At 39.5% G+C, this 24,841-nt stretch carries 23 protein-coding genes and 1 pseudogene; 13 read left to right on the top strand and 11 right to left on the bottom strand.

What is annotated here, in order from left to right:
- Positions 1 to 33: 33 nt before the first annotated feature.
- Positions 34 to 942 carry an IS982 family transposase gene (locus AN486_RS20705; protein WP_053539920.1) on the bottom strand — a complete coding sequence of 303 codons (909 nt, stop codon included), beginning with the start codon at positions 940 to 942 and terminating at the stop codon, positions 34 to 36.
- A gap of 231 nt (positions 943 to 1,173) precedes the next feature.
- Between AN486_RS20705 and AN486_RS20700 the strand changes: the two are divergent.
- Positions 1,174 to 1,788, top strand: a pseudogene (locus tag AN486_RS20700) (transposase); the annotation flags it as partial.
- 618 nt (positions 1,789 to 2,406) lie between these two features.
- Here the strand turns inward: AN486_RS20700 and AN486_RS20695 are convergent.
- Positions 2,407 to 3,660 (bottom strand): hypothetical protein, encoded by a 1,254-nt coding sequence (locus AN486_RS20695; protein WP_053539919.1) that lies wholly within the window; start codon positions 3,658 to 3,660, stop codon positions 2,407 to 2,409.
- Between the two features lie 127 nt (positions 3,661 to 3,787).
- Here AN486_RS20695 and AN486_RS20690 point away from each other — a divergent pair, with 127 nt between their 5' ends.
- From AN486_RS20690 to AN486_RS20670, 5 genes are all read left to right on the top strand, one after another.
- Positions 3,788 to 4,264: a hypothetical protein gene (locus AN486_RS20690; protein ID WP_053539918.1), complete on the top strand. Its 477-nt coding sequence runs from the start codon at positions 3,788 to 3,790 to the stop codon at positions 4,262 to 4,264.
- Between the two features lie 209 nt (positions 4,265 to 4,473).
- Positions 4,474 to 4,629 carry a lmo0937 family membrane protein gene (locus AN486_RS20685; protein ID WP_148762249.1) on the top strand — a complete coding sequence of 52 codons (156 nt, stop codon included), beginning with the start codon at positions 4,474 to 4,476 and terminating at the stop codon, positions 4,627 to 4,629.
- An 89-nt stretch (positions 4,630 to 4,718) separates the two neighbouring features.
- Positions 4,719 to 5,129 (top strand): YggT family protein, encoded by a 411-nt coding sequence (locus AN486_RS20680; protein WP_053539917.1) that lies wholly within the window; start codon positions 4,719 to 4,721, stop codon positions 5,127 to 5,129.
- A gap of 154 nt (positions 5,130 to 5,283) precedes the next feature.
- Entirely contained in the window at positions 5,284 to 5,553 is a 270-nt protein-coding gene (gene rpsO, locus AN486_RS20675; RefSeq protein ID WP_027404050.1) for a 30S ribosomal protein S15, read from the top strand.
- Between the two features lie 12 nt (positions 5,554 to 5,565).
- Positions 5,566 to 6,036: a PAM68 family protein gene (locus AN486_RS20670; protein ID WP_168635410.1), complete on the top strand. Its 471-nt coding sequence runs from the start codon at positions 5,566 to 5,568 to the stop codon at positions 6,034 to 6,036.
- Positions 6,037 to 6,490: 454 nt separating this feature from the next.
- On the opposite strand, the gene AN486_RS20665 is transcribed toward AN486_RS20670, so the two are convergent.
- The 3 genes from AN486_RS20665 to ruvC form a co-directional block, all read right to left on the bottom strand.
- Positions 6,491 to 6,880: a hypothetical protein gene (locus AN486_RS20665; RefSeq protein ID WP_290602384.1), complete on the bottom strand. Its 390-nt coding sequence runs from the start codon at positions 6,878 to 6,880 to the stop codon at positions 6,491 to 6,493.
- Positions 6,807 to 7,109, bottom strand: coding sequence for a hypothetical protein (locus tag AN486_RS20660; RefSeq protein WP_233455400.1), 303 nt, complete (start codon positions 7,107 to 7,109; stop codon positions 6,807 to 6,809). The genes AN486_RS20665 and AN486_RS20660 overlap by 74 nt, the downstream gene beginning before the upstream one ends.
- Before the next feature lie 145 nt (positions 7,110 to 7,254).
- Positions 7,255 to 7,746, bottom strand: a complete 492-nt coding sequence (gene ruvC, locus AN486_RS20655) for a crossover junction endodeoxyribonuclease RuvC (RefSeq protein WP_053539911.1) — start codon at positions 7,744 to 7,746, stop codon at positions 7,255 to 7,257.
- 191 nt (positions 7,747 to 7,937) lie between these two features.
- Here ruvC and yvcK point away from each other — a divergent pair, with 191 nt between their 5' ends.
- The 3 genes from yvcK (at position 7,938) to tsaE (ending at position 10,807) form a co-directional block, all read left to right on the top strand.
- Positions 7,938 to 9,311: a gluconeogenesis factor YvcK family protein gene (gene yvcK, locus AN486_RS20650; RefSeq protein ID WP_290602381.1), complete on the top strand. Its 1,374-nt coding sequence runs from the start codon at positions 7,938 to 7,940 to the stop codon at positions 9,309 to 9,311.
- A gap of 56 nt (positions 9,312 to 9,367) precedes the next feature.
- A complete protein-coding gene (locus AN486_RS20645) occupies positions 9,368 to 10,168 on the top strand; it encodes a Uma2 family endonuclease (protein WP_053539909.1) in 801 nt (266 codons plus the stop codon).
- A 210-nt stretch (positions 10,169 to 10,378) separates the two neighbouring features.
- The gene (tsaE, locus tag AN486_RS20640; protein WP_053539908.1) at positions 10,379 to 10,807 is read left to right on the top strand and encodes a tRNA (adenosine(37)-N6)-threonylcarbamoyltransferase complex ATPase subunit type 1 TsaE; all 429 of its coding nucleotides are present in this window, start codon (positions 10,379 to 10,381) and stop codon (positions 10,805 to 10,807) included.
- A gap of 62 nt (positions 10,808 to 10,869) precedes the next feature.
- On the opposite strand, the gene AN486_RS20635 is transcribed toward tsaE, so the two are convergent.
- From AN486_RS20635 to AN486_RS20620, 4 genes are all read right to left on the bottom strand, one after another.
- Positions 10,870 to 12,126: a hypothetical protein gene (locus tag AN486_RS20635; protein WP_053539907.1), complete on the bottom strand. Its 1,257-nt coding sequence runs from the start codon at positions 12,124 to 12,126 to the stop codon at positions 10,870 to 10,872.
- A 3-nt stretch (positions 12,127 to 12,129) separates the two neighbouring features.
- A complete protein-coding gene (locus tag AN486_RS20630; protein WP_290602379.1) occupies positions 12,130 to 12,879 on the bottom strand; it encodes a hypothetical protein in 750 nt (249 codons plus the stop codon).
- Positions 12,880 to 12,882: 3 nt separating this feature from the next.
- Positions 12,883 to 15,384, bottom strand: coding sequence for a serine protease (locus AN486_RS20625; RefSeq protein ID WP_290602377.1), 2,502 nt, complete (start codon positions 15,382 to 15,384; stop codon positions 12,883 to 12,885).
- Positions 15,385 to 15,908: 524 nt separating this feature from the next.
- A complete protein-coding gene (locus tag AN486_RS20620) occupies positions 15,909 to 17,231 on the bottom strand; it encodes a dihydroorotase (RefSeq protein ID WP_290602375.1) in 1,323 nt (440 codons plus the stop codon).
- A 282-nt stretch (positions 17,232 to 17,513) separates the two neighbouring features.
- On the opposite strand from AN486_RS20620, the gene lepB reads away from it, so the two are divergent.
- From lepB to AN486_RS20600, 4 genes are all read left to right on the top strand, one after another.
- Positions 17,514 to 18,170, top strand: a complete 657-nt coding sequence (lepB, locus tag AN486_RS20615; protein WP_053539903.1) for a signal peptidase I — start codon at positions 17,514 to 17,516, stop codon at positions 18,168 to 18,170.
- A gap of 105 nt (positions 18,171 to 18,275) precedes the next feature.
- Positions 18,276 to 19,064 (top strand): MOSC N-terminal beta barrel domain-containing protein, encoded by a 789-nt coding sequence (locus tag AN486_RS20610; protein WP_168635419.1) that lies wholly within the window; start codon positions 18,276 to 18,278, stop codon positions 19,062 to 19,064.
- Positions 19,065 to 19,141: 77 nt separating this feature from the next.
- Positions 19,142 to 20,296 carry a circadian clock protein LdpA gene (gene ldpA / locus AN486_RS20605; RefSeq protein ID WP_168635420.1) on the top strand — a complete coding sequence of 385 codons (1,155 nt, stop codon included), beginning with the start codon at positions 19,142 to 19,144 and terminating at the stop codon, positions 20,294 to 20,296.
- A 45-nt stretch (positions 20,297 to 20,341) separates the two neighbouring features.
- Entirely contained in the window at positions 20,342 to 22,081 is a 1,740-nt protein-coding gene (locus AN486_RS20600) for a R3H domain-containing nucleic acid-binding protein (protein WP_027401132.1), read from the top strand.
- A 797-nt stretch (positions 22,082 to 22,878) separates the two neighbouring features.
- On the opposite strand, the gene AN486_RS20595 is transcribed toward AN486_RS20600, so the two are convergent.
- Entirely contained in the window at positions 22,879 to 24,405 is a 1,527-nt protein-coding gene (locus AN486_RS20595) for a CPBP family glutamic-type intramembrane protease (RefSeq protein ID WP_290602370.1), read from the bottom strand.
- Between the two features lie 94 nt (positions 24,406 to 24,499).
- The coding region (locus AN486_RS20590; RefSeq protein ID WP_290602369.1) for a DUF4351 domain-containing protein at positions 24,500 to 24,841 on the bottom strand (342 nt) is incomplete at its 5' end.

The raw sequence follows: 24,841 nt of genomic DNA, 5'->3' as shown, positions 1-24,841 counted from the left end.
TTTTGGACTCACAATTTAATTGCATGAAAATAATTAAATTAATAAAGCTGGTAGAGAAGTTACTTCATGTTTATCTAATTTTAAAGAAGGTTTTTTATCTTGCCAAGTATAAGCAATTAAACCAGCAATAATATTAACCATAAAATTATAAATACTGCGATGACGAGAATGAACAACTTGGGAAATATTTTGATAGCCTGCGTGGCGTAGCCATAGTTGGTCATTGACAGTTTCAATTAAAGCTCTTTTTCTTAACATAAGTTTTTCCCACAATTCAACTAATTTATTCTTCATATTCTTCTTAAAAGGAGTAATTAATTTCACATCATTTTCCAATAGTTCCTGAAATAAACTTTTAGAAATATATCCTTTATCTCCAAAAAGTCTTCCCCATAAATTTTGTGCCAAAGTAGGAACTGGTTTCCGGTCATCAACATTTCCGGGAGTAACTTGAAAAGCTAATAATTCGCCTTGTTCATTAATAATTAAATGAAGTTTAAATCCAAAGTACCAATCCACAGAACTCTTGCCCCAGCCCGATAAGCCACGGAAAACTTTATTTCTTTTTGCTCTTTTATTATGACAAATAGGAATACCCATGCTGTCAATAAAAGAGATGCCACTACATTGACCTTTTCGACTATTAAGATAACAAATTAAAGGCAGTAAAGCATCAGGCATTAATTCAACAAAGCGATTATAACTCACTAAAGATGGAAAATATCTGTGGTAGTTTGTTAAAATGCTTTTTTGATAATAGTCCTGAAAATTACGATAACTTGATTGGTGAAAATGAACAATAATAGTCATGACTTCACTTAAACATAAGCGACTTTTTCTTTTTCTTTTTTGTGACTGGCTCGAAATTAGTTCTGAGTTCAATTTTGCTTCAAAATCCAAACAGAAATCATCTATTGCACAAAATAATTGTTCTAATTCCATTGTCCATTTTTCCTTGCTCAAACAACTACTTTATTCTTAAATCTTTGGTACAATCTTGAGTATGATTAGTAATGTTATTTAATGGTTTTTAAGAAAAATTTACAATTTATATTATTTATTCCCAAGAAATTGTCAATAACCGGAAATTATTGATAACCGCTAAAAATTCATTTAATCCTGAAACTCTTTCCAGTCAACACTTGTAAGTTATTCTCTTCCGTCGAACTCAGGTTAACCTCAGATCGTTATGCCTCATACAACTGGGTAGACACAGAACGAAGACAAGTGTGTTGGGCGCACTTGAAACGAGATTTTATCAAAATATCCGAGCGCAGTGGAGTATCCCAGCAAATCGGGACTGCACTTCTAGAACAACTTGAAAAATTATTTGACCTTTGGTATCAAGTTAGAGATGGAACTTTAACCCGGTGCGGGTTTCAATTAGCAGTTGAACCAATTCGCAATTCTCTCAAGTCTACTTTACTGGAGGCTGCTAATTATGAGATTGGTAGTAAAGAGAACACTCCACTGGCAAAAACTGTGAGAACTTGTCGCCAACTCTTAAAGATTGAACCTGCTCTGTGGTTGTTTGTCCAAGTTGAAGATGTTGAACCCACAAATAATGCGGCTGAACGTGCTATCCGTCCGGCGGTTATTTGGAGACGGACTAGTTTTGGTTCTCAATCCCAAGCTGGTAGTATCTTTGTGTCCAGAATGTTAACTGTTGTTACTACTCTTCGTTCTCAACATCGGAATGTTTTGGAGTTCATGACTTCAGCTATCAGTGCCAAGCGTGAGGGTCAACCTTCTCCATCTTTACTCCCACAAATTTCTGCCCCTAAATAAGTCATAAATACGACTATGTTTTGCGTAGTTATTCATTTGTACTCCAGATGGATTAACTTGTGATTTTCATAGCTGTAACTACTTCACACATTCTATTTCACGGTATTTAAGTCACCAAGTACCCCTGTGAACGCTTACACAGGGAAGATAGAGATATTTATTATACCCAACACGGCTTATACTAAACACGGTTGGGACCTGGACTTTTACGAAATTACGAAAAACCTAGATTTGTAGGGGTAAAGCAAGAGCTTCATTGGTGTCAACTTAAGCTCAAATCCCTACCACATCTCGTTCCTAGTCTCTGACTAGGAATGCAGTTGATGAGGCTCTGCCTCTAATATTATTGAAGGCAGGCAGAGCCTTCTAGAATTCATTCCCAGTCAGAGACTGGGAATGAGATGACTTGAGTTCTTTGCGGGATAGAGGTTTTACGTTAAGTTGACACCAATGAAGCTCTTGCTTTACCCCTACAAATCTAGGTTTTTCGTAATTTCGTAAAAGTCCATCTCTCAACCGTTTTGAGCATAACAACCAATGACTAATGACCAATGACTAATGACCAATGACCAATGACCAATGACCAATGACCAATGACCAATGACTAATGACTAATTACTAATCACCTATTTGCTTATTCTGAAATTCCTGTTCGAGTAAATCTGTATCTGTGGAATAAACAGCATCTTCCTTACCAATAACTTTTTCTGTGGCAAATTCACGAGCAAAAGCGATTTTTTTCCGTAAAGAAGCATCCGCACCCGCTAATAATCTAGCCCGTTCTTGGCGTTGAAGATTGCGAGTAGAAATCTGATCATTGCGTCGCTTAATCCAGAAATACCGAATTAAGGGAATAGCAATAAACCCTGTACCATAAGCCAATAACAATCCATAAATACCCTGCACAAAAGCCACCAATCCGCCAATTTGAGCCGCAATTGTGCCATTTCTTAATAAATTGCCCAAAATTAAAGCTCCAACAAAATTCACTCCTCCTAAACTAGCACTGAGGAGAATTTGCCCAGAACTAGCTGCACTAAACTTCCAGGAAAATTCATGGAGATATTCAGATATTGAACGCCGTTGCTTTTTACTAGCTCTTACTTGTAACTCTGGGAAATAATAGACTATTTGCCCGTCAGAACTTACCTGGGGCATTCCATTAAATCTTACCAGCACAGGCAACATATAATCCTCATATTCTTGTTGATATTTTTCGCCAACATCATCCAAATAAGGAGCAATTTGTTCTGCAACCACAGCACCTTGATTATTACTAATCACAGCCCCAATTTCTTCCCAACGGCGTTCTTCCAAACTGGCATTAGGATCACCATCACCAAACAAGAATGAAAACACAGCCTCAAAAAAATTCATTTCACTACCTTCGCCCCGTTCCCTCCGTCTTTCTTGCCGGGTATCACCATAATTTGGGCTAAAATACCAGAATAAATCCGGAAAAAAGAAGAAATTATTACTTCTAGAACTACTGCGATTATCATCATCCCGATCTGAACTAGCAGTCATAATAATGATGATAGTCACAGTAATCAGCAAGATAGAAGCAACTAAAAGGATGCCAAAGGAAATCCGAATCAGATAAAATAGCACAGACCAAACTTTTTTCCACCATTCCTGCAACCGTATTTGCAAATATTTATTGCGTAAAATATCTCGAAAATTGCGAGGAAATTGATAAACAACATCACCTGATTCTGCAACCTGTAAATGTCCCCCAGCGTCAGCAGCAAGGGCTAATAAACTTTGATTGACTTCAGCTATATTTAATCCTATCTGGGTGGCTACATCACCAACCGTGACTCGGTAGCCTAGTTGTTCCACAGAACGCATAATAGCGGGATTGGGAGTCATAAATCTTCCCTTTTGTTATATTTTGGTTTACCTTTATTCAGTATAATTGAAGCGAAATTTCTTTTCTTTGCGGTTCTTAGTTGCCATCATACTTTTCACAAATTAGATAGGATTTATATATACACCTATGGTTCAGTACAGTCTCGCTCAAAGCCCAGAACTTATCCTTACAGTTCCTGGTAAAGATTCCGCTAAAGCCCGTGATAAAGCCATGGATCAGTTAATGGAACTCATGGAGGCTGGTGAATTACCAACGGAACTAGAAGAGGGATTTGGTCCGCAACAATTAATTGAGGTGAAAGAACCAACTACAGATACTTCTAGCCGTGAAGACGAAATTACCCAAGCAGTGCAAATTCTCAGTAATTTAGCTTCCCTGAAGTTAAAAGTCCAAGAATCACGCACCGAAGCCTTAGAAATTCGTCAAGCCATTGATGTCCTGTTTTCCGATAAATCTGTCACCGAGGAAGAAATAACCCATCTTAAAGAAGGTTTTAAAGTTCTCAAAAATTTTGCTCAAGCTAATCTGCGTTACCAGGAAGCGAGGGGAAAAGCAGAACAAGCTAGACAAGTTTTAGATCAAGCTCTCAAATCACCGGAGTAATATTAGATTCGATTCAAGATTTAGCAACAGCAGCAAAAATACCGTCTCTCTCCTCAATATCTTCGCCAAAAAAAAGAGTGCTGATGATGAAATTTGTTCTCTTTCTGTTGGACTATCTCTTCTTGAGGATTGAGATTTAATCATGTTCAGATAAGATATTTGCATAACCAAAGACTTCTGTAGTAACACACTATATAATAAAGGCAAATATGATTAATCTAATTTGGACGGCTGCTGTTGTACTCTTTGTCCTCTGGCTGTTAGGATTCTCGGTTCATGTCGGAGGTAGCTTAATTCATCTGCTTTTAGTTTTAGCTCTAATTGGAATAGTTTACAATTTACTAATTGGTCGCCGCATAGTCTAATTTTTGAGGATGCAAGGCTGTATCTGAGGTATCTGAGGTTTGAATACAAGCACTGAAGTTATAGCCATATTAATAAAAATCTCAAACTTATGAATAGAAATCCTCATGAACGAAGCAATTCTGCGCGAAGGCAAGAACTTCGCAGTGAAGAAGAAACTTTCCGATTGCAACAGGAGGAGGGACGACTTGAATCTAGCAAACGCAGATCTATATTTGCCTGGATTATCAATAGCATTTACCTTCTAGTGGGAATGCTGGAAATCCTGCTGATGTTACGCTTCTTTCTACGTTTTTCCGGGGCAAATACGCAAAATACTTTTGCCCAGTTTATTTACAATCTTTCTGATCCCTTCATTGCGCCATTTTCCACCTTGTTAATTAGTCCTGTTGCTGGAGGTGGAGCGAATGTTTTTGATATCAATGTCCTAATTGCAATCATCGTGTATGCTCTATTAGGCTGGCTCGCTCTATGGCTGGTCAAATTTCTCTATGGTCGGTAGAGAAAAGTTGAAAAATGAGAGGCTTTAATTTCATTACTATTGTTAAGCCCTAAGAGTGTCAAGAGTCCTAGAGGAATTTGCCACACCAATGGATGGGTGTGATATTATAGGAAACTGCTACACAAATTTAAAAACAATCACAATTTAACCGATCATGGCTCTGACGCAACAGCGCAAACAAGAACTCATTTCTGGATATCAAGTTCATGAAACCGACACTGGTTCGGCTGATGTCCAAATTGCAATGCTAACTGACCGCATTAACCGCCTCAGTCAACATTTGCAAGCTAATAAGAAAGACCATTCCTCCCGTAGAGGACTATTGAAGATGATTGGCCAAAGAAAGCGTCTTCTAGCTTATATCCAAGCAGGTAGTCAAGAAAAATATAAAGCTTTAATTACTCGTCTTGGTATTCGCGGTTAGGAACTAATTCTTATGGCTGCTGAAGAATCGGAACGTAGTCCATTGCCTTTCGAGCCAAACAAAAAGCGTCCAAAACCCGCTAAGGCTATTAGTCAACCCGTTATCAAAACCAAAGAACCTCAAGAAAAATCGCAACAGAAACGCCGTTATTCTAAACAAGAAATGGCGATTCCTGAAGTGGTCAGTCAACGCATGATTCGCCGAGTGGCTGGGTTTTGTGGTGTCCCCACATTTTTAGGTATTACTAGTTTGGTAGTTAGCTATCTACTAGTTACCTTGGCTGATATCCAACTTCCCCCTATCGCCGTTTTATTGGTGAATATGGGATTGTTTGGTTTAGGTGTGTTGGGAATTACCTATGGTGTTCTTTCCGCTTCTTGGGATGAGGAAAGACCGGGAACTATTATGGGTTTGGATGAATTTAGCACTAACTGGGGAAGGATGACCGAAGTTTGGCGTGATACCCAGAAAAGGAACGTCTAATAAGCAGCGTCAAGGTAATAACTGTAATATGGGGTAAGTTGGAAAATGATTGTTGAGGTGGAATTTTGACCGCTTTAACTTCAAGTTTAAAAAACTGTATTTTTCTGGTTTATACCCAATATTCAGCCAAAAATACCTGGCGCTACATTTTTATTTATATATTTAACAAAAGATATTTTTGATCCGTTGAAATTGTTAAACAATCAGCAAAGTTTATTTCTTGGCCTAATAGACATCTCCAAAAAAGATGCTAGGTCGGTTGGCGTTGAAAATTGTCGTTATGGCAAGGCAAAAGGCAAGAGGCAAGAGGCAAGAGTGAAGAGGGTTTGGGCGATTTTACGTTTCTTTACACAGTTTGGTTTTATTGTGTTCACCTACTTAGTACAGGTTGGCGTAAATAACACAACCATTAAAACTTCCGAAAATTTGATTGATTACAAGGCTTGAAAATGGTTCATTCACTTACGCCGCAGTGTACTAGCCCATTCCATTTTTCGAGGATCTGGTTGTCAAAATAAGTCTTATTTTGTTGATCAGGCTGGTTTGGATCTGCTTTAACCCAAGTTTCTACGCTGAAATTATCATTAGTATTAAAGTTGATTTTGTCGGAATTAGGAATACTGCCATAATCATTAACTCCATCCAAAGTAAGTGATGATCGCGTAACTTTTGCTTCCCCAGATAATAACAAATCTAATGTACCGTTATTATCGTAATCTCCCCAAGCAGCAACCCCCTCATCGCTTGCGATGAGGGGGCTAAGATGTACCTTATATGATTGGAAATCGCTGTAATTGATCGTTATTATCACCGCCAGAAAGGATGTCATCACCTGCTCTGCCATCTAAAACATCATTACCTTCTCCACCTTTGAGGATATCACCAACAGCGCCACCAGAAATAATATCGTCTCCACTTCCGCCATCAATATCGGTGGTAATTGATAAACTATCTGATAAGTAGGTGAACACAATAAAACCAAACTGTGTAAAGAAACGTAAAATCGCCCAAACCCTCTTGCCTCTTGCCTCTTGCATGAGTGCCTTTTGCCTTGCCATAACGACAATTTTCAACGCCAACCTACTTAGTTCAATTACATCATTTCCCGGATCAGCCAGGGCTGAGATCTTGCTAACACCGCTAAATAATTGTTCCTTACCAAAGGCTTTTATTTGTACCTGTGAGGAAACTAAATTAACTATTCTATTTTTATACGAATCACAACTGAAACGAAGCCGTTAATGCTACCGCTAAAGCATCTGCCGCATCATCAGGTCGAGGAATTTCATCTAAATCCAGTTCCCGCATCACAGCCTCTTGCACTTCTGACTTATCTGCTTTACCATAATTCGTTAAAGCTTGCTTAATTTGGGGAGGTGCAAATTCCACATAAGGGAGTTTACGCTGTCCTAAAACTAACATCAGTACACCCCTAGCTTGTGCCACAACAATGGTATTTGCCATACGATAAAAGAATAATTTTTCAATGGCTACTAAATCCGGCTGTAAATCCTCCATGACGGTGTGTAAATCGTCAAATAATGTGCATAGTCGTTGACTCATTTCCATATCGGCACTGGTGCGAATTACGCCAAAATCAACCATCTGTACCGTTGTCTGTTGTTCTTTTGTTTGACTTTGCTGCCAATCAATTGCCCCAAATCCCACAGTTGCTAGTCCTGGATCTATTCCTAAAATTCGCTTTTTCATAAAATTCTTGATAACTGGGGTAATTGGTGATTGGTATTTCCTTCTTCTGACTCCTAACTGGGCGCAGGCCCTGCGCCCCTACTCGGTGATTATGAAGGATTGAATAAATGTGATGGTTTTCCCTTAGTGTGGAAACCAGGTGATGTAAATTTTTTGTTAAATATTGTTTGTACCAACTTTCCCTATTAGGTATGTTTATCGGTTTTCTGAAACAAGCCATTAATTCGCTACAGCTACAGTCCCAAGGTCGCACTTCCTATCGGGTTAACCAATGGTGCAAATGGTTGTCTCCTGGATTAGCTGTGAAACGCTGGTTACTTATCAGTATTGGGGGTGTTTTCTTAGCCAGTTTGGGGTTGGCTATTTGGGTAAAATTAACCCCGATTTTTTGGATACTGGAATTGCTGAAAGGTCTTTTGGGTTTCCTGGCTGACATTTTACCCAACTATATCAGCGGTCCGGTACTCCTGGTATCTGGTGTGCTGTTGGTGCTGTGGGGACAATCTCGCACTGTTGGTTCAATTACGGAAGTTCTCAGACCTATTGGTGATGAAGAGGAGTTGATAGATGTCCTATTGGCACATCGTCGTTTATACCGGGGTCCGAAAATTGTGGTTATTGGTGGTGGGACTGGACTTTCAACTTTACTCAGAGGCTTAAAAACTTATAGTGCTAATATTACTGCTATTGTCACCGTAGCAGATGATGGCGGTTCTTCTGGGAGACTGCGCGAAGAATTTGGCGTTTTACCACCGGGTGATATCCGCAATTGTTTGGCGGCGTTAGCAGATGAAGAAAAATTACTGACGGAATTATTTCAATATCGCTTTCGGGCAGGAGATGGTTTAACAGGTCACAGTTTTGGTAATTTGTTTTTAACTGCCATGACTGATATTACTGGAGATTTAGTCCAAGCGATCGCTGCCAGTTCTAAAGTCTTGGCGGTGAGAGGACAAGTTTTACCTGCTACCCTCAGTGATGTCCGTCTCTGGGCAGAATTGGCAGATGGCCGCCGCATTGAGGGTGAGTCGAATATTCCCAAAGCTGCGGGAAAAATTGTCAAAATTGGTTGTATTCCTGAAAATCCACCGGCAGTTCCCGCGGCAATTAAAGCCATTCAAGAAGCTGATTACATTATTATTGGTCCGGGTAGTCTTTATACAAGCTTAATTCCTAATTTGTTAGTTGGAGAAATTGCCGATGCGATCGCCGCTACCAATGTACCTCGTATCTATATCTGCAACATTATGACTCAACCAGGAGAAACAGATGGATATAGTGTTGCTGAACATATTCAAGCCATAGATGATGCTTGTGGCAATAGAAGGTTATTTGATGCTGTCTTAGTTCATAAAAAAACACCCTCAGCCCAAGCACTTATCCGTTATGCCCAACAAAATGCCCATCCAGTTTTTTTAGACCGAGAATCTGTCACCCAATTAGGACGGCGAATAGTTCCTGCTAATATTTTATTTGAAGATGAATATGGTGCTGTTCGCCATGACCCCCAAAAACTAGCCAAAGTCTTATTAAAATGGTACAGTGGAGCGCATCACGGGAAGTAAAAACTGGGGACGGGGAAATATATTTCCCCATTACCAATTACCAACCTAAAATATTTATGACTTCTTCGATCATTTCTCAAACTGAACCACCCCTTCCCCCTTGGGAAACTTTACCGACAATGTATGATTTACCTAGCGAGAACCCAGAGGAAAAAGGCTTGCCAGACGACTTTCATTTTTTACAACCTTTACTTTTATATTTAACATTTCAACCCATAAACTGGAATCCAGAAATTGTTTATAGTGCGGCTGATCTGAATCTTTATTATGATCTGCAAAATCCTTTATGGTATAAACGCCCAGATTGGTTTGGTGTAGTAGGAGTCCCAAAATTATATAATGGTCAAGATTTACGTTTAAGTTATGTCACTTGGCAAGAACCAGCAAACCCTTTTGTAGTTGTAGAATTATTATCTCCTGGTACAGAAGATGAAGATTTAGGTAATAGGGAAAGTAAGATAGGTAAACCTCCCACAAAATGGGAAGTTTATGAACGGATTTTAAGAATTCCTTACTATATTGTTTTTAGCCGCTACACCAATGAAGTCCGCGCATTTCAGTTAGTAGGTGGTCATTATGAACCTATGAATATGATTGAAGGACGCTTACCAATGCCAGAATTAGGTTTAAGTTTGGGATTATGGCAAGGGACATTTCGAGATATTCCCAAGTCATGGTTAAGGTGGTTCACACTAACAGGAGAATTAATTCCTGAACCAACAGAAGAAGCGGCTGCGGCTAATGAAAGAGTTATTCTTGCTGAACAAGAAACAATAGAAGCAAAAAGAAAAGTTGAACAACTAGGACAACTGTTGCGTGATTTAGGCGTTAATCCCGATACACTGGATAATGCTTAGAGGTTGTTTAAAAAGTATTATATCAAACCAGTAATCTCCAAAAACCTAACCCCCCTACCCCCCTTCCCTGCAAGGGAATGGGGGTTTTAAAGCCTCTCCCCTTGCAGGGGAGAGGTTTGGAGAGGGGTCAGTCTATACATTCAAAACTTTTCAAACACCCTCTTAGACATTACCAATTACCAATTACCAATTACCAATTACCAATTACCAATGAATAAAATTTTCCTTCCAGATATAGAAGCAACACAGCAATTAGGTATTACCCTTGGAGAAACTTTGACTGCTGGAAGTGTGATTTTGCTAGAAGGTGATTTAGGTGCTGGTAAAACTACCTTAGTCCAAGGGATTGGTAAAGGTTTGGGAATAATTGACTCTATTGTTAGTCCTACTTTTACTTTGATTAATGAGTACCCAGAAGGGCGCATTCCCCTTTATCACTTGGATTTATACCGTCTAGAACCTCAAGAAGTGACAGGCTTGAATCTAGAAAGTTACTGGGAAGGCATAGAAGTAACACCGGGAATTGTCGCCATTGAATGGGCTGAACGAATGCCATATCTACCAGATAGTTACTTAAAGGTATGTTTAAACTATGGTGAAAATGGCAGCCGTCAAGCCGAAATTATTGCTGTAAATTAATTTAATTTTGAGGTACGAACAACGGACTTGATATAATTAAACATTCTCCTGTTAAACAAATATTATGGATTGCGGGAATTGGTGTTACTAAATAACCAAGAAAGAAGATTGGCAACTGTAGCAGCGCCAAAGGAAAATAGGGCAATAATGGCATCACGAGGTAGCACCCCATCTAACCAACTACCTTGGATACTAGAAACAGGAAAATCTTGATCTAGTCCAATTTGAATTTGTTTGGTTTTACCAGAAAAACGTGCTTCTATACCTTTTTTATCAGATATTATTTGCAGATTGCGGATAAGTTGAATATTTAACGGTTTATTAGTGTCTTCTCCCATCAGAAACTGATTTTCTTTAATTTCTCTATCCTGTTCTGCCATGCGAATTTTACCTTCGACAATGGTAGATATTTCTAAATCATCTCTCAGGTTGCCACCATTTTTATCTACGTGAGTAAATGTGACATCTTTAGTTTTTATTTTGCCTCTAAACCATTGTTCTGATTCATATTTTGGCGGTTTTGATAGAGTAAGATAAATATCAGTATTTTCTTGAATTTTAAAGGTAAATTCTTTATTATTGGGGTTGACAATAAACTCTAATTGTGCTTGATCATCTTGTGATTTTGGTAATTTTAAACTAGGGATTTTATAGCCTTCTATAATAACTTTGATAGGCTGTTCACCTAAATATATTTCTAAGGGATTGGGATTATTTTGAGAATTGGGAAGCAGAGAAAAAGCTAATTGTTGACGATAAAAATCATAATTTAGTCTAGCTATTCTTGTTTGTGGTTGTAGTCGTAATTCCTTGAGATTAATTTCGCTTTCTATATTAGAATTGGCTGGAGTAATAATTATTTTACTTTCCCGTTCTGTAAGTTGGATTTCTAAGGAATTTAATTTATTAATTTCTGGTAAAGATTCACTTTGAAAACTGCCAGTAAAAGTTAATTTTTGCTTACCTTCGGTTTCTAGTTCTTTAATATTTTTAATATTGCCGATAAAAAGTTTAGGTTGATTATCATCATAAGTAAAACTCATTTCTTTAAAAATAAGATTACCTTCAAATATATGACTTCCAGGGACAATAGCCGCAATAGTAATAATACATAAAACCACAAGCAATATTATCACCAAGAAAGATGATTTTTGCTGGATTAGATATTGTTTTAGATTTGGCAATTGCTGGAGAAAATTATGATTAATATTATTAAATTTTGTCCGAATTAAACCAGACTTAGTAATAATAAAGTTCTTAATCTTACTAAATCTGGAATTGTGAGAAGATTTCTGTCTGTCTTTTTGCCGATATCCCATGATTTATTTTAACCAAGTTGGGTTATGTTCAAATACAATTTCCTTTTCAATGCGATCGCTGGGTTCATTAATTCGGTCAATAAAAGCAATATAATGTAACTTATAGCGTCCCGCAGGAGCTTTACTTCCATCCCATGTAAAACTAATTTCACCACTATTGGGGGTAGTGCGAGATGTGCGAGATGTACTATATACAGGCTTTTGATCTTTTTTATCTGTGAGTGGAAGGATTTTTAAACTGGTAAATTTAACTCGATCTTGAGAATAAAAAACAAACTCGTATTTACCAGAAGTTTGTCCCAATGTGACGGGAACATAGACATTTTGAGAACCAAGGCTATAGGATGCTACAGCGCGGAGTTTATTGGTAGGTATCTTAGCTTGTCTGAGAACGTAAGTATCCCAGCTAAAGCCGAAATTTGCACCATTGTTAGATAATAGCAAATCATCTAATTGATAGTTATAATTATCATCCAATGATGTGACTATAACTTGAGGATTGTTACCATTCTTGATGCGGGGAACTTGTAAGGTTAGGGTTTTACCATAACTGGCAATGTTGCGGGTAGCAATGGAAATTAAACTCAAGCTATTACCACTTATCGGTTCGAGTTTGATGCCTTCACAACGGTTGGGTGGTTGGCGGCGGATATAATCTGTAGAACGGGGATTTCCTTGTGGACAATAGGCAACAGCAGATAGAGGATTAATGCTGAGAATTAATAGGCTGGCAAGCAGAATTTTATAATTCATAACTCATTGTTTGGCTAAATTAATTTTCCAAATGGATAGTTGTTTTTTAACTACAGATATAGGATAGGCAAAATCTTGCTTTTCACCTGATTTTTGGGCATAAACTATGCCTATAATGCGATTTTCTGAGTTTATCACAGGACTGCCAGAGTAACCACGTTTGAGTGCGGCCTCCGATATTTGTAATTGTTGGTTCTGATAATTGATTTTTCCTGATTTTACAGACCATGATTTATCTTCACCTAGTTTGGCATCATGACCGATAATTTGAATAGGCATTGCGGGGTAGATGGTAGTAGACATTGATAAAGGTTGGATATCTGCTGGCAGTTTATCACTAACTTCCAAAACAGCTAAATCGAGTTCATCTGTAGGAGTCATTTTCAATAATTTGGCATTTCTCCTCATTCTGACTCTATTTGCTGAATGTGGGCTGAAAAATTCCACTTGAATATTTTTACTCTGTTCATTGCCATCAAAAATCACATGACGATTGGTGAGAATTAATGTCCTGCTGGCATCTCGCTGGATAACTACACCAGTCCCAACCTCAGGTCCCAGAAGTTTGCTGTTAGTAGAAAACTTAGCAGTAATGCGTACCACAGAACGCTTAACGCGTAAATTGGGGTCATTTTTGGGCAACCATTGGCGGTCATCTTCTACACTACCTAGTTTATTCTCTTGTTCAGTCAATAAATTTCTTGCTCCTATATTGTTGTTATTGGTATATATATAATCGGGGTCAAGTTGTTCGGCTTTGTCGAAATGTTTTATAGCTTCTTTCAACTTTCCTTGGTTTTGCAATGCTAAACCTAAATTATTATTAGCTCCAGTATGGACAGTCGTTGGAGTTGTAGAAGTATTTTCTGGTAATGATAGGGCTATTTTATAGTTGGATATTGCCTCATCTAATTTATTCTGGTCACTCAGGGCAAGGCCGAGACTGTTGTAAGCGCCAGCATATTTAGGGTCAAGTTCTATGGCTTTTTGGAAAGCGACAACAGCTTTATCTAATTTCTTCTGGTCTCTCAGGGCATTGCCTAGACCATTGTAAGCATAAGCAAATTTAGGGTCAAGTTCTATGGCTTTGTTGAAATGTTCTATAGCTTCATCTAATTTCTTCTGGTCACTCAGGGCATTGCCAAGACCATTGTAAGCTGGAGCAAATTTAGGGTCAAGTTTAATGGCTTTTTGGAAAGCAACAACAGCCTGTTCTAATTTCTTCTGGTCATACAGGACATTGCCAAGACCATTGTAAGCACTCAGGGCAACGCCAAGATTGTTGTAAGCAGCAGCAAATTTAGGGTCAAATTCATTAGCTTTTTGGAAAGCGTCAACAGCTTCATCTATTTTCTTCTGGTCTTTCAGGGCATTGCCTAGACCATTGTAAGCATAAGCATACTTAGGGTCAAGTTCTGTGGCTTTTTGGTAAGCAACAACAGCCCCATCTAATTTCTTCTGGTCATACAGTGCAGTGCCTAAATTATTGTAAGCAATAGCAAATTTAGGGTCAAGTTCAATAGCTTTTTGGAAAGCAGCAACAGCCTGTTCTAATTTTTTCTGGTCATACAGGGCAGTGCCTAGATCATTGTAAGCATAAGCAAATTTAGGGTCAAGTTCTATGGCTTTTTGGTAAGCGGCAACAGCCTCATCTAATTTCTTCTGGTCACTCAGGGCAACGCCAAGATTGTAGTAAGCTGGAGCAAATTTAGGGTCAATTTCAATGGCTTTTTGGTAAACAGCAACAGCCCCATCTAATTTCTTCTGGTCTTTCAGGGCAAGTCCAAGATTGTAGTAAGCAGCAGCAAATTTAGGGTCAATTTCAATGGCTTTTTGGTAAACAGCAACAGCCCCATCTAATTTCTTCTGGCCTCTCAGGGCATTGCCAAGATTGCTGTAAGCTTTAGCATATTTAGGGTCAAGTTCAATAGCTTTTCGGTAAGCAACAACAGCCCCATCTAATTTCTTCTGGTCACTCAGGGCATTGCCAAGACCATTGTAAGCAATAGCATATTTAGGGTCAAGTTCATTAGCTTTCCGGTAAGCAACAACAGCCGCATCTAATTTCTTCTGGTCACTCAGGGCATTGCCAAGACCATTGTAAGCAATAGCTAATTTAGAATTAAGCTGTAAAGCCTTTTTATGGTACGCTAAAGCCTCCTCTAGTTTACCTTGGTCATTTAATACATTACCTATACCAACATAGGCTTCTGCATCATTAGGATTGAGTTGTAGGGCTTTTTGGTGTGCTGCTAAAGCCTCTGGTAATTTTCCCTGTCGTCGTAAAGCATTACCCAAATTGTTATAAGCTTTGCCATTATTGGGTTCAACTTGCAAAACCTTACGCCAAATTGTCTCTGCTTGGGAGTTGTTACCCACAGTTTCTGCTGTTTCACCCTGTTTAAATAACTGTTGGACACTATCTTGAGCAAATACAAGCTGGTATATGGCAGTCAGAGATAAGGTGAGCAGTAAAATACTAAATATCCGATTTCGCATAATCATCTTAGATATTTGCCAGAATTTGATGCTTTAATCTTAATTTAAAACAGAGAATTTACGCAGCATATACGCAATATTATCATAATAACCACAATAATGGAACAGAATTATACTAAACAAGGTTAGGAAATAGACTTTTGTAAGATTACAAAAAATCTGTAGGTGTAGGGGTTTCAATGGTGTCAACTTAATTTAAAAATAGCTGATCTGTTGCCTTCCACAACCGCCAGGGAATAAATTCCCTGTCTCATAGCTCAAGTCCGTTAAAACGGACTCATAAATTTTCCGAGTGTTTAGAGGATGTTTGAAAAGTCTTGAATGTATAAATTGACCCCTCTCCAAACCTCTCCCCGACGCGGGGAGAGGCTTTGAAAACCCCATTCCCTGGTAGGGAAGGGGGCAGGGGGGTTAGGTTTTTGGAGATTATGGGTTTTCTCGTTAAGTTAACACCATTGAAGCTCTTGCTTTACCCCTACCGATGGAATCGAATAATTAAGCGCAATCTACAAAGATTTTTAGCTATCTTGTCACCCGCTAAAAGTTAAAGCTTGTCCGCGAATTTGCGTATTTAGCTGACCATGATCATAAACAATTTCACCGCCGACAATTGTTGTTACAGGCCAACCTGTTAAATTCCAACCTTCAAAGGAACTCCAACCACACTTGCTGACAACTTCTTCCCGTTTAACTTCATGGTAATTTTTTAAATCTACCAAAACTAAATCAGCATCATAACCGGGGGTAATTTCACCTTTATTGGCAATACCATAAGCTACAGCGACCGCTTTAGACATCCATTGCACAACTTGGGCAACAGTACATTTTCCATCCATAGCAGCGGTTAACATTAAAGGTAAAGAAGTTTCTACACCGGGCATTCCTGAAGGGGTGTTTGGGTAAGTTTGGGCTTTTTCCTCTAGGGTGTGCGGGGCGTGGTCAGTAGCAATAAAGTCAATGATACCATCCCGTAAAGCTTGCCAGAGAACTTCATTATCATGGGGCGATCGCAAAGGTGGATTCATTTGCGCTAAACTACCAATAGTGTTATAAGCATTAGTATTCAAAAGTAAATGTTGTGGTGTTACCTCTGCCGTCACCCAACTTGGTTTATCCTCACGCAGTAACTCCGCTTCCTCTGCGGTTGACATATGCAGAATATGTAACCGGCGTTGGTATTTCTTAGAAAGTTTTAATGCCAATTGGGTAGCTAATAATGCCGCTTGATTATCTTGAATTTGGGAATGAACAGCCAAATCTGTAATCCCCGCAAACTCCTGTTTTCGTTGCTTAATTCTCTCTTGGTCTTCCGCATGAACAGCAATTAAACGGCTTCCTTTGGCAAAAATCGCCTCTAGAGAGTCTTCCTGACTCACCAACAAATCTCCGTGCATTGACCCCATAAAAATCTTAATTCCCGGTGTTGGCTGGGCAGAAAGTAAATCTGGTAAATTATCCGCCGTAGCCCCAATAAAAAAGCCATAATTAACTAAGCACTTCTGGGCTGCCCGTTGTAACTTATCATCTAAAGCTGATTGAGTAATGGTTAAAGGTCTTGTATTCGGCATTTCTAGAAAGGAAGTAACTCCCCCCTTCGCGCAAGCACAACTGGCAGTAAATAAGTCTTCCTTATATTCTAGACCCGGTTCACGGAAATGCACCTGGGGGTCAATCACACCAGGCAACAAAGTTAATCCTTGTGCGTCAATCTCACAAGTGGGTGTGGCATTAGTAATTTCTTGTCCTACTTGGGTTACGTGCCTTCCTTCTATCAACACATCGCCAATCATTGACTCACCATTGGGTAAAATAATTTCAGCGTGGCGAATCAGTAAACTTTGTGGATTTGACATGGATTTAAGATTTTTCAGGATAAAGGAACTATTTATGGATGATAGATAACTTTTTCTTTAAGGTAAACTTAATTGGCACGAAGAATCAGCGATTTTGGTTTTGTGTTAAAAAATGTTTATAGTTAAGAAAGCTAAAAACCTGAATGTTTGTAGCTGATAAAAGAAAAACACTAGATTTTTTACTTTATTTACCTACCATCTGCTCCATCTCGTTAAGATTAATAATATCAAGTCTCTCCCTCTGAGTTCAATACTAGTCTCATAACATACTTCAACAATTTCATGCAAAATCAAGCGTCTGATAAAAACTCTAGCCAAGAACCCGATAACTCCTGGATAGTAGAGCTAGTTAAAACGATGATATTGAGTATCTTTCTGGCTCTAGGAATTCGTACCTTTGTCGCCGAAGCTCGTTGGATTCCTACTGGTTCAATGGAACCAACCCTGCATGGTGTAAAGGACCAATGGCAGGCAGACAAAATTATTGTTGATAAAGTAAAGTATAGATTTGCTGAACCGGAACGGGGAGATATAGTAGTATTTTTACCGCCCCAAGAAATACAGAATAATCCTGAACGGGAAGCATTTATTAAAAGAGTAATTGGTTTACCTGGTGAAAAAGTAGAACTGAGAGAAGGCAAAGTATATATCAACAGCAAGCCTTTACGGGAAGATGTTTATCTATCCTCTACTGCACAAACGTTCGTTGAAGCTTGTAACAGCAGTGGACTTAAGCCTCCTTTCTTGGCTCAACCAGAAATTATCCCACAAAATTACTACCTCATGCTCGGTGATAATCGTCCTAACAGTTATGATGGTCGTTGTTGGGGTGTTGTTCCCCGTAGTAATATTATTGGTCGGGCTGTAGTTCGTTTTTGGCCTCTCGATAGAATGGGTGCAATTGATAAATCTCCTGCCTATTCATCTCCACAACCATAAAGCAATGTCATAGAGAAGAATTCAGAAGGTAGGGGCGCAGGGCCTGCGCCCTTTGTCAGGACTTCAGAATGAAAAAGGAAGTGTAAATTTTTTAGTATAACTCAAGTGCAAACCCCATATTTAGCAAAGATCTTGCTATATCCAATCAAGTCACTGGATGGTATAGAAGTAGAACAAGCAACTATTCTCTCCAGTGGCGCACTTCAGTATGACCGAGAGTTTGCTTTTGTTGATGGACAAAATAGGTTTGTCAATGGGAAGCGTTATCCGCAAATCCATTTGTTGCGATCGCAGTTTTCCCTAGAACAAAGGTTGTTAAAGATTAAGTTTCCTGGTGAACATTCAGAACAGGTTTTTAACTTAGATGAAGAACGTCCAGCATTAGCCGCAGTTGTTAGCGATTTTTTGGGTTTTCCTGTGCAATTACAACAAAATACTGCAATGGGGTTTCCTGATGATACAGATTCACCAGGGGCAACAGTAATTAGTACAGCTACTTTAACAGAGGTTGCATCCTGGTTTTCTGGTATTAATGTTGATGAAATGCGGCGGCGAATGCGTGCCAATATTGAAATTCATGGTGTCCCAGGATTTTGGGAAGATAGGTTATTTACTGCTAGTGGCGAAACAGTAGCTTTTCAGGTGGGAGATGTCCGCTTTTTAGGAATTAACCCTTGTCAACGTTGTGTAGTCCCCATGCGGGATTCTTATACAGGGGAAGCTTATCCAAACTTTCAAAAAATCTTTGGGCAAAAACGCCAAGCAACTATGCCTACTTGTGTAAATACAGCGCAATTTAATCATTTTTATAGATTAAGTGTAAATACCAGAGTTCCCGTTACGGAAGCAGGGAAAATGATCACTCTGGGCAGTAGTATCGAAATATGCCAATAAAAAATTAGTAACAAAAAAATCTAAATTTTCCTGATGACAGTCTGCAATTTCCAGTGAAATAAACGCATAATGGAAATGTGACTGATTTATTAGCCCCTTTACAATCCCTAAAACAAGGTAATTGGTTCAAATTAATTTGCGGAGCCAGTTATCAACATCTTCCTGCGGTCAGAAATCTCACGTTAGCCTACACTTTGGCAGGTGCTGACTGTGTAGATGTGGCTGCCGACCCGGCAGTTATTGCCGCTACCCAGGAAGCTTTACTAGTAGCCCAAAGCTTGGTAGATGATGCCCAGAAGCGAGGCTTTGCTTTTACAGGTAATTTACCTTTGTTAATGGTTAGTCTCAATGATGGTGAAGATCCCCATTTTCGGAAAGCTGAGTTTAATGATCAGGACTGTCCTAGCGATTGTTCCAGACCATGTGAAAAAATTTGTCCAGCCCAAGCAATTTTATTTAACAATACCAAAGATGATTTTTCTGGAGTAATTTCTGAAAAATGTTATGGCTGTGGCCGTTGCCTTCCTATCTGTCCTTATGGGATAATTTATACAAAATCTTATGTGTCAACGCCAGGAGCGATAGCACCATTGATTATGTCAACGGGAATAGAAGCCGTAGAAATTCATACTCAAGTGGGGCGGTTGGCAGAATTCCAACGGTTATGGGACGCAATGACACCTTGGGCAGATAAATTAAAATTGGTAGCCATCAGTTGTAACGATGGAGAAGGGTTAATTGATTACCTACAAGCTATTTACAATTTGATTGTCCCCCGTCCCCAGTTTCTGATTTGGCAGACTGATGGACGTTCTATGAGTGGTGATATTGGTGATGGTACTACCATAGCCACAATAAAATTAGGACAAAAAGTTTTGACAGCAAACCTACCGGGATATGTGCAGTTAGCAGGCGGCACTAATAGCTACACCGTTCCCAAATTGCGGGGAATGGGACTGCTTAATGATTTTAGATTGCCGATTTTAGATTTTGGATTAGAAGAACACAATCTAAAATCCAAAATCCAAAATCCAAAATCCAAAATAGCCGGGGTTGGCTATGGTAGTTACGCTCGTGTATTGCTGTCACCCATTCTTGACCAGTTGGAAAACAAGGAGGTGATTAACACTGATAGTCAAGGCAATATTCCCTTAGAAGAAGAACCGGAATTACTGTGGGAGGCTGTAAGGCTTGCCCATACTCTCGTTTCCCAGATTAAGTCTGGGCAGTAACGCTCCAACCATGTCTCTAAAAACGTCAAGTCACCAATAGAAAGCATGACGATTACAGAAGATCTCCAAAAGTTGTTAGATATTTTGCCTCAAGACCTCCAAGAAAAATTAGAGAATCATCCGAAAGGGGATATTTTAGTTGAGGTAGTCTTGGATTTAGGCCGTCGCCCTGAAGCTCGGTTTCCCCATGCAGCGGAGTATCTGAGCGAAACACCGGTCACTCAAGCACAGATAGATGATTGCATTCAACGAGTTGGAAATTTTGGGGGGGATAATCGGGCTGGAATTGAGAAAACTTTGCATCGGATCAGTGCTATCCGCAACCGTAGTGGTAAGATTATTGGCTTAACTTGTCGTGTCGGCAGGGCAGTATTCGGAACAATTGCCATGATCCGCGATTTGGTGGAAACTGGTCAATCAATTCTCATGCTGGGTCGTCCTGGTGTTGGTAAAACTACAGCTTTAAGAGAAATCGCCCGCGTGTTGGCGGATGATTTGCATAAACGAGTGGTGATTATTGACACATCTAACGAAATTGCTGGGGATGGTGATGTTGCTCACCCAGCCATTGGTCGTGCAAGACGGATGCAAGTTTCTAAGCCAGAGTTACAACATCAAGTCATGATTGAGGCTGTGGAAAACCATATGCCAGAAGTCATTGTCATTGATGAAATTGGTACAGAACTGGAAGCTTTAGCAGCCCGGACAATTGCCGAACGCGGGGTGCAATTGGTGGGAACTGCCCACGGTAATCAGATTGAAAACCTGATTAAAAATCCTACTCTGTCGGACTTGGTTGGGGGAATTCAGGCTGTGACGCTGGGAGATGATGAGGCTAGACGGCGTGGTTCGCAAAAGACGGTTTTGGAACGCAAAGCTCCGCCTACTTTTGAGATTGCTGTGGAAATGTTGGAACGGCAACGCTGGGTAGTTCATGAGTCTGTGGCTGATACGGTTGATACGTTGTTACGTGGTCGTCAACCTACTCCACAAACTAGAACTGTTGATGATCATGGCAAGGTTGGTATTGTTAGACAGTTGGCTGTAGTCAATGGTGGCAATGGTAATGGTCACGTTACTAATGTGGAAGAATCTTTCCTCTCTGCTAAACCTAATGGTTGGCGTTCTTCTGGACAAATGGTGGCTTTACCACCTTTATCTCTGGATAGAGAAAGACCAACGGGACGCAGTGAATTTGACCGGTTGTTGGATGAATCTTTCAATTACTCGGAAAGTTTTGATTTTGCCAGCCGTAAACAAGCAGGTCCTAATGGGGAAGATTTACCATTGCATATTTACCCCTATGGGGTGAGTCGTCACCAATTGGAACAGGTGATTAATGTGCTAACTTTGCCAGTGATATTGACCAAAGACTTAGATAGTGCAGATGCTATTTTGGCATTGCGATCGCACGTCAAAAATCACGCTAAGTTAAGACAAATGGCTAAGGCTCGTCATGTACCCATTCATGTGATCAAGTCCAGTACAATTCCCCAAATTACTCGCAGTCTCCGCCGCTTACTGAATATTGATGATCCGGATATTGGCGATGACCGAGAATTACAACTGTTATTACACAACGGTAGTGATGATGAAATGGACGCTTTGGAGGAAGCTAGACTTGCTGTAGAGCAAATTGTCATCCCTAAAGGTCAGCCTGTGGAGTTACTACCCCGTTCTTCCCAAGTGCGAAAAATGCAGCATGAGTTGGTAGAACATTATCGCCTCAAATCCGATAGTTTTGGTGATGAACCTAATCGGCGGTTAAGAATTTACCCGGCGTAGGTTGTTGATAATTTTCCCCTGAAAGGATTGTTTTTACATCTTTTCAGGGGATTTTTTTATTGTTTATTGTCAGAATCAGGATGTCCAGGATTTAAGGATTTACACCGATTATTTTTGATTTATTCTTCTGCTTGTTTTACAGCAAATTGTCATCAAACCCGGAACAAGAACCCCACCCCCAACCCCCTCCCCGCAAGCGATGAGGGGGCTAAGATGTACCTTATATGATTGGAAATCGCTGTAAAACTTGTTCATATAAGTAGGTGAACACAATAAAACCAAACTGTGTAAAGAAATGTAAAATCGCCCAAACCCTCTTCACTCTTGCCTCTTGCATGAGTGCCTTTTGCCTTGCCATAACGACAATTTTCAACACCAACCTACTTAGTTTCGTATTTACCCAATATTGAGCTATATATATAGCGGTATGCACTTGAGTGAGATACAGTCAGCCAATCGCAAACTCTGTAGGGGCGCAGGGTCTGCGCCCTCGATTATATTGCATCAAGCGCGATAACCGCTATAAATCATGTCATCAAGTAGGGGTTTTACTTGATCAATAAGCGTTAGCCATACTCCCGAATGGGCGCAGTCCCTGCGCCCCTACCTGCTGATAGCGCAGCGTGGCGTTAGCCATACTTCTAGTAGTTCGTCAAATTTATTTTGACGGGTAATGATCGGAAAAAACTTCTGTTCTCCCCTACCTCCCCTACCTCTCTTCTCCCCCTGCTTGCCTTCACCCGTCATTTTCGGGTTGACAGACTATTAGCCCTCACAGACAACTTTTTCAGCAAACCCTAATTATTACCACCTAAAAGAAACAAACTAATTAACGTGCCACTATTCCAAAGACTGTGGAGAAGCATAGAAGAAAGTAGATTGCGCGATCGCGTGTAAACTATTCCTAAGACTATTCCTAATGCTGTCAGCGGGAGTATTTCTGATAAACTGAGGTGAGCAGCGGCAAATAACAAACTACTGATCAAAATTGCCCCCCAAACCGAAGTATAACGAGTCAGAGATGGTAATAAAAAACCTCGAAATAGAAACTCCTCAAAAAATGGTGCAGCTATAGCTGCGGTAAAGAAAAATATGCCTAATGCAGTATTATCCCGGCTTTCTAGTGCCATTTGTAAAAGTGGATTACTGCCACCTTGTCCTTGCCACAATTTTTGATTAATCAGTGATACTACTACCACAATCGGTAAAGCCGTGCAATAGCCACCGAATCCCCACAAAACCCAATTACCAAAGAAATTGAAGCGAAACCAGTTGTTAGGAAGAGGGAAAAAACGCCTAATGGAAAAATATAGAACTGACAAAGAACCAAAAGCCACTAACATATAACTAACTAAAACCACAGAAGCTTCAATTCTGGCATTTCCTGTACCACGAGGAATAGGTAAAATAGATAATAATTCGGGGATAAATAATTGTCCCATTAAGAAAAATCCGAGGACAAAAACCTGAATAATTATTTCCCAATTCCAAGGAGTTGACCAAACTAAATCACCATTTGTAGCTAGTATGGATGCTTGACCTTTAAGCAATCGTTGAACCAATAAGAAAAGCAGCAGAATTAGCCCTAAAAAAGCTGTTAAGGTGGGTATAGTCGCAATTACCGCCAATTTTAACAATGCTTGGGTTGCCGCTGCTTGTTGGGCAATTTTCAGAGAGGATAAAGCTTCCTGACGTTGTTGAAGTTGATATAATTTTTCTAATGCCGTAGAACGAAACCAACTATCTAAATTTTGTTGAATTAGCTGTTCAGCTTTAGGAAATAACCGGGGAGGTTGACTCCACATTCCGCTTAATACTTGGGCAGTTTCTTGATATTTAGAATTGATATTTGATGATTGCTGTAATTGATTCCAAGTTTTAATAGCATTGTCTGTTTGCTGTTGCTGTGCTTGTAAAATTCCCAGCCGCAAATCTACTTCTGCTAATAATTTTTCTTGTTGTTGGATAGATTTTTGTAAACTTTTTTCTTCTGCGGAAACTGGAATTGCTGGCGAAGATTGCAGTTTTACTAATTTTTTATTAGTCGCCTCTAAACTAGTTTTGACAGATTCACTCGCTTCTTGATATTGCTTTGTCGCGCTCATCTTAGGATTAGCACCGAGAATAGATTCTTGAAGTGTTTGAATACTTTCGTCGCTACTGTCTTCTGGTTGCCATGCCTGAGCTTGTAAGACAATATTTGTCTGGTACAATTCTAGACGACTCTGGAACTGAGGTTTTTGCCAGCTACTTAATAAAGATAACCCTGACAACATTATCGCTAACAAAGTTAGCCCAATTAACAGCAACCGTTTAATTGTCATCTATCCCCCTTGAACTTACAAGTACAGGAGCATTAGCCCCTTGGCAATTATAAGCCAGTACCGCAGGGTAGAATTAAAATTTAAAAAAAGTAGCTTAGATCAGGTTTATATGGGCTTTGAGCCATTGTTCTAGGTCGGTAATGTCCACAAAGTCTAATAATGCTTCTCCCAGGTCTTCTAGTTGTTCTATTGTAAGATTGCTGATAGTTTCGATGTAATTACCGCTCAATTTCCCAAATCGCTTGGATAACTGACGGAATAGTAAGTTTGTTGCTTCATCTTGTTTACCTTCTTGCTTTGCTTCTTGATATACCCTAGTTTGCTTGATATCACTGACTAAAAACATCGCTTCTATCTCCTGACGGCTTAATTGTGAAAATTTGGACACCAAGACAGTCTCCAGCAACTCTATAATACCTTGTCTTTCTCTGTCGTT

Source organism: Anabaena sp. AL93, from assembly GCF_001672085.1.
GTDB lineage: Bacteria > Cyanobacteriota > Cyanobacteriia > Cyanobacteriales > Nostocaceae > Dolichospermum > Dolichospermum heterosporum.
Note: the sequence above shows the minus strand (reverse complement) of the source record. Positions and strands in the feature narration are given on the sequence as shown.

Bases quoted from the DNA above. Each gene is read 5' to 3' on its own strand.
- AN486_RS20620 (WP_290602375.1), bottom strand. From the start codon at position 17,231: ATGTCAAATCCACAAAGTTTACTGATTCGCCACGCTGAAATTATTTTA.
- AN486_RS20685 (WP_148762249.1), top strand. From the start codon at position 4,474: ATGATTAATCTAATTTGGACGGCTGCTGTTGTACTCTTTGTCCTCTGG.
- AN486_RS20600 (WP_027401132.1), top strand. From the start codon at position 20,342: ATGACGATTACAGAAGATCTCCAAAAGTTGTTAGATATTTTGCCTCAA.
- AN486_RS20645 (WP_053539909.1), top strand. From the start codon at position 9,368: ATGACTTCTTCGATCATTTCTCAAACTGAACCACCCCTTCCCCCTTGG.
- AN486_RS20680 (WP_053539917.1), top strand. From the start codon at position 4,719: ATGAATAGAAATCCTCATGAACGAAGCAATTCTGCGCGAAGGCAAGAA.
- ruvC (WP_053539911.1), bottom strand. From the start codon at position 7,746: ATGAAAAAGCGAATTTTAGGAATAGATCCAGGACTAGCAACTGTGGGA.
- AN486_RS20635 (WP_053539907.1), bottom strand. From the start codon at position 12,126: ATGGGATATCGGCAAAAAGACAGACAGAAATCTTCTCACAATTCCAGA.
- AN486_RS20630 (WP_290602379.1), bottom strand. From the start codon at position 12,879: ATGAATTATAAAATTCTGCTTGCCAGCCTATTAATTCTCAGCATTAAT.
- tsaE (WP_053539908.1), top strand. From the start codon at position 10,379: ATGAATAAAATTTTCCTTCCAGATATAGAAGCAACACAGCAATTAGGT.
- AN486_RS20625 (WP_290602377.1), bottom strand. From the start codon at position 15,384: ATGATTATGCGAAATCGGATATTTAGTATTTTACTGCTCACCTTATCT.
- rpsO (WP_027404050.1), top strand. From the start codon at position 5,284: ATGGCTCTGACGCAACAGCGCAAACAAGAACTCATTTCTGGATATCAA.
- AN486_RS20670 (WP_168635410.1), top strand. From the start codon at position 5,566: ATGGCTGCTGAAGAATCGGAACGTAGTCCATTGCCTTTCGAGCCAAAC.
- yvcK (WP_290602381.1), top strand. From the start codon at position 7,938: ATGTTTATCGGTTTTCTGAAACAAGCCATTAATTCGCTACAGCTACAG.
- AN486_RS20665 (WP_290602384.1), bottom strand. From the start codon at position 6,880: ATGGCAGAGCAGGTGATGACATCCTTTCTGGCGGTGATAATAACGATC.
- lepB (WP_053539903.1), top strand. From the start codon at position 17,514: ATGCAAAATCAAGCGTCTGATAAAAACTCTAGCCAAGAACCCGATAAC.
- AN486_RS20690 (WP_053539918.1), top strand. From the start codon at position 3,788: ATGGTTCAGTACAGTCTCGCTCAAAGCCCAGAACTTATCCTTACAGTT.
- AN486_RS20595 (WP_290602370.1), bottom strand. From the start codon at position 24,405: ATGACAATTAAACGGTTGCTGTTAATTGGGCTAACTTTGTTAGCGATA.
- AN486_RS20695 (WP_053539919.1), bottom strand. From the start codon at position 3,660: ATGACTCCCAATCCCGCTATTATGCGTTCTGTGGAACAACTAGGCTAC.
- AN486_RS20705 (WP_053539920.1), bottom strand. From the start codon at position 942: ATGGAATTAGAACAATTATTTTGTGCAATAGATGATTTCTGTTTGGAT.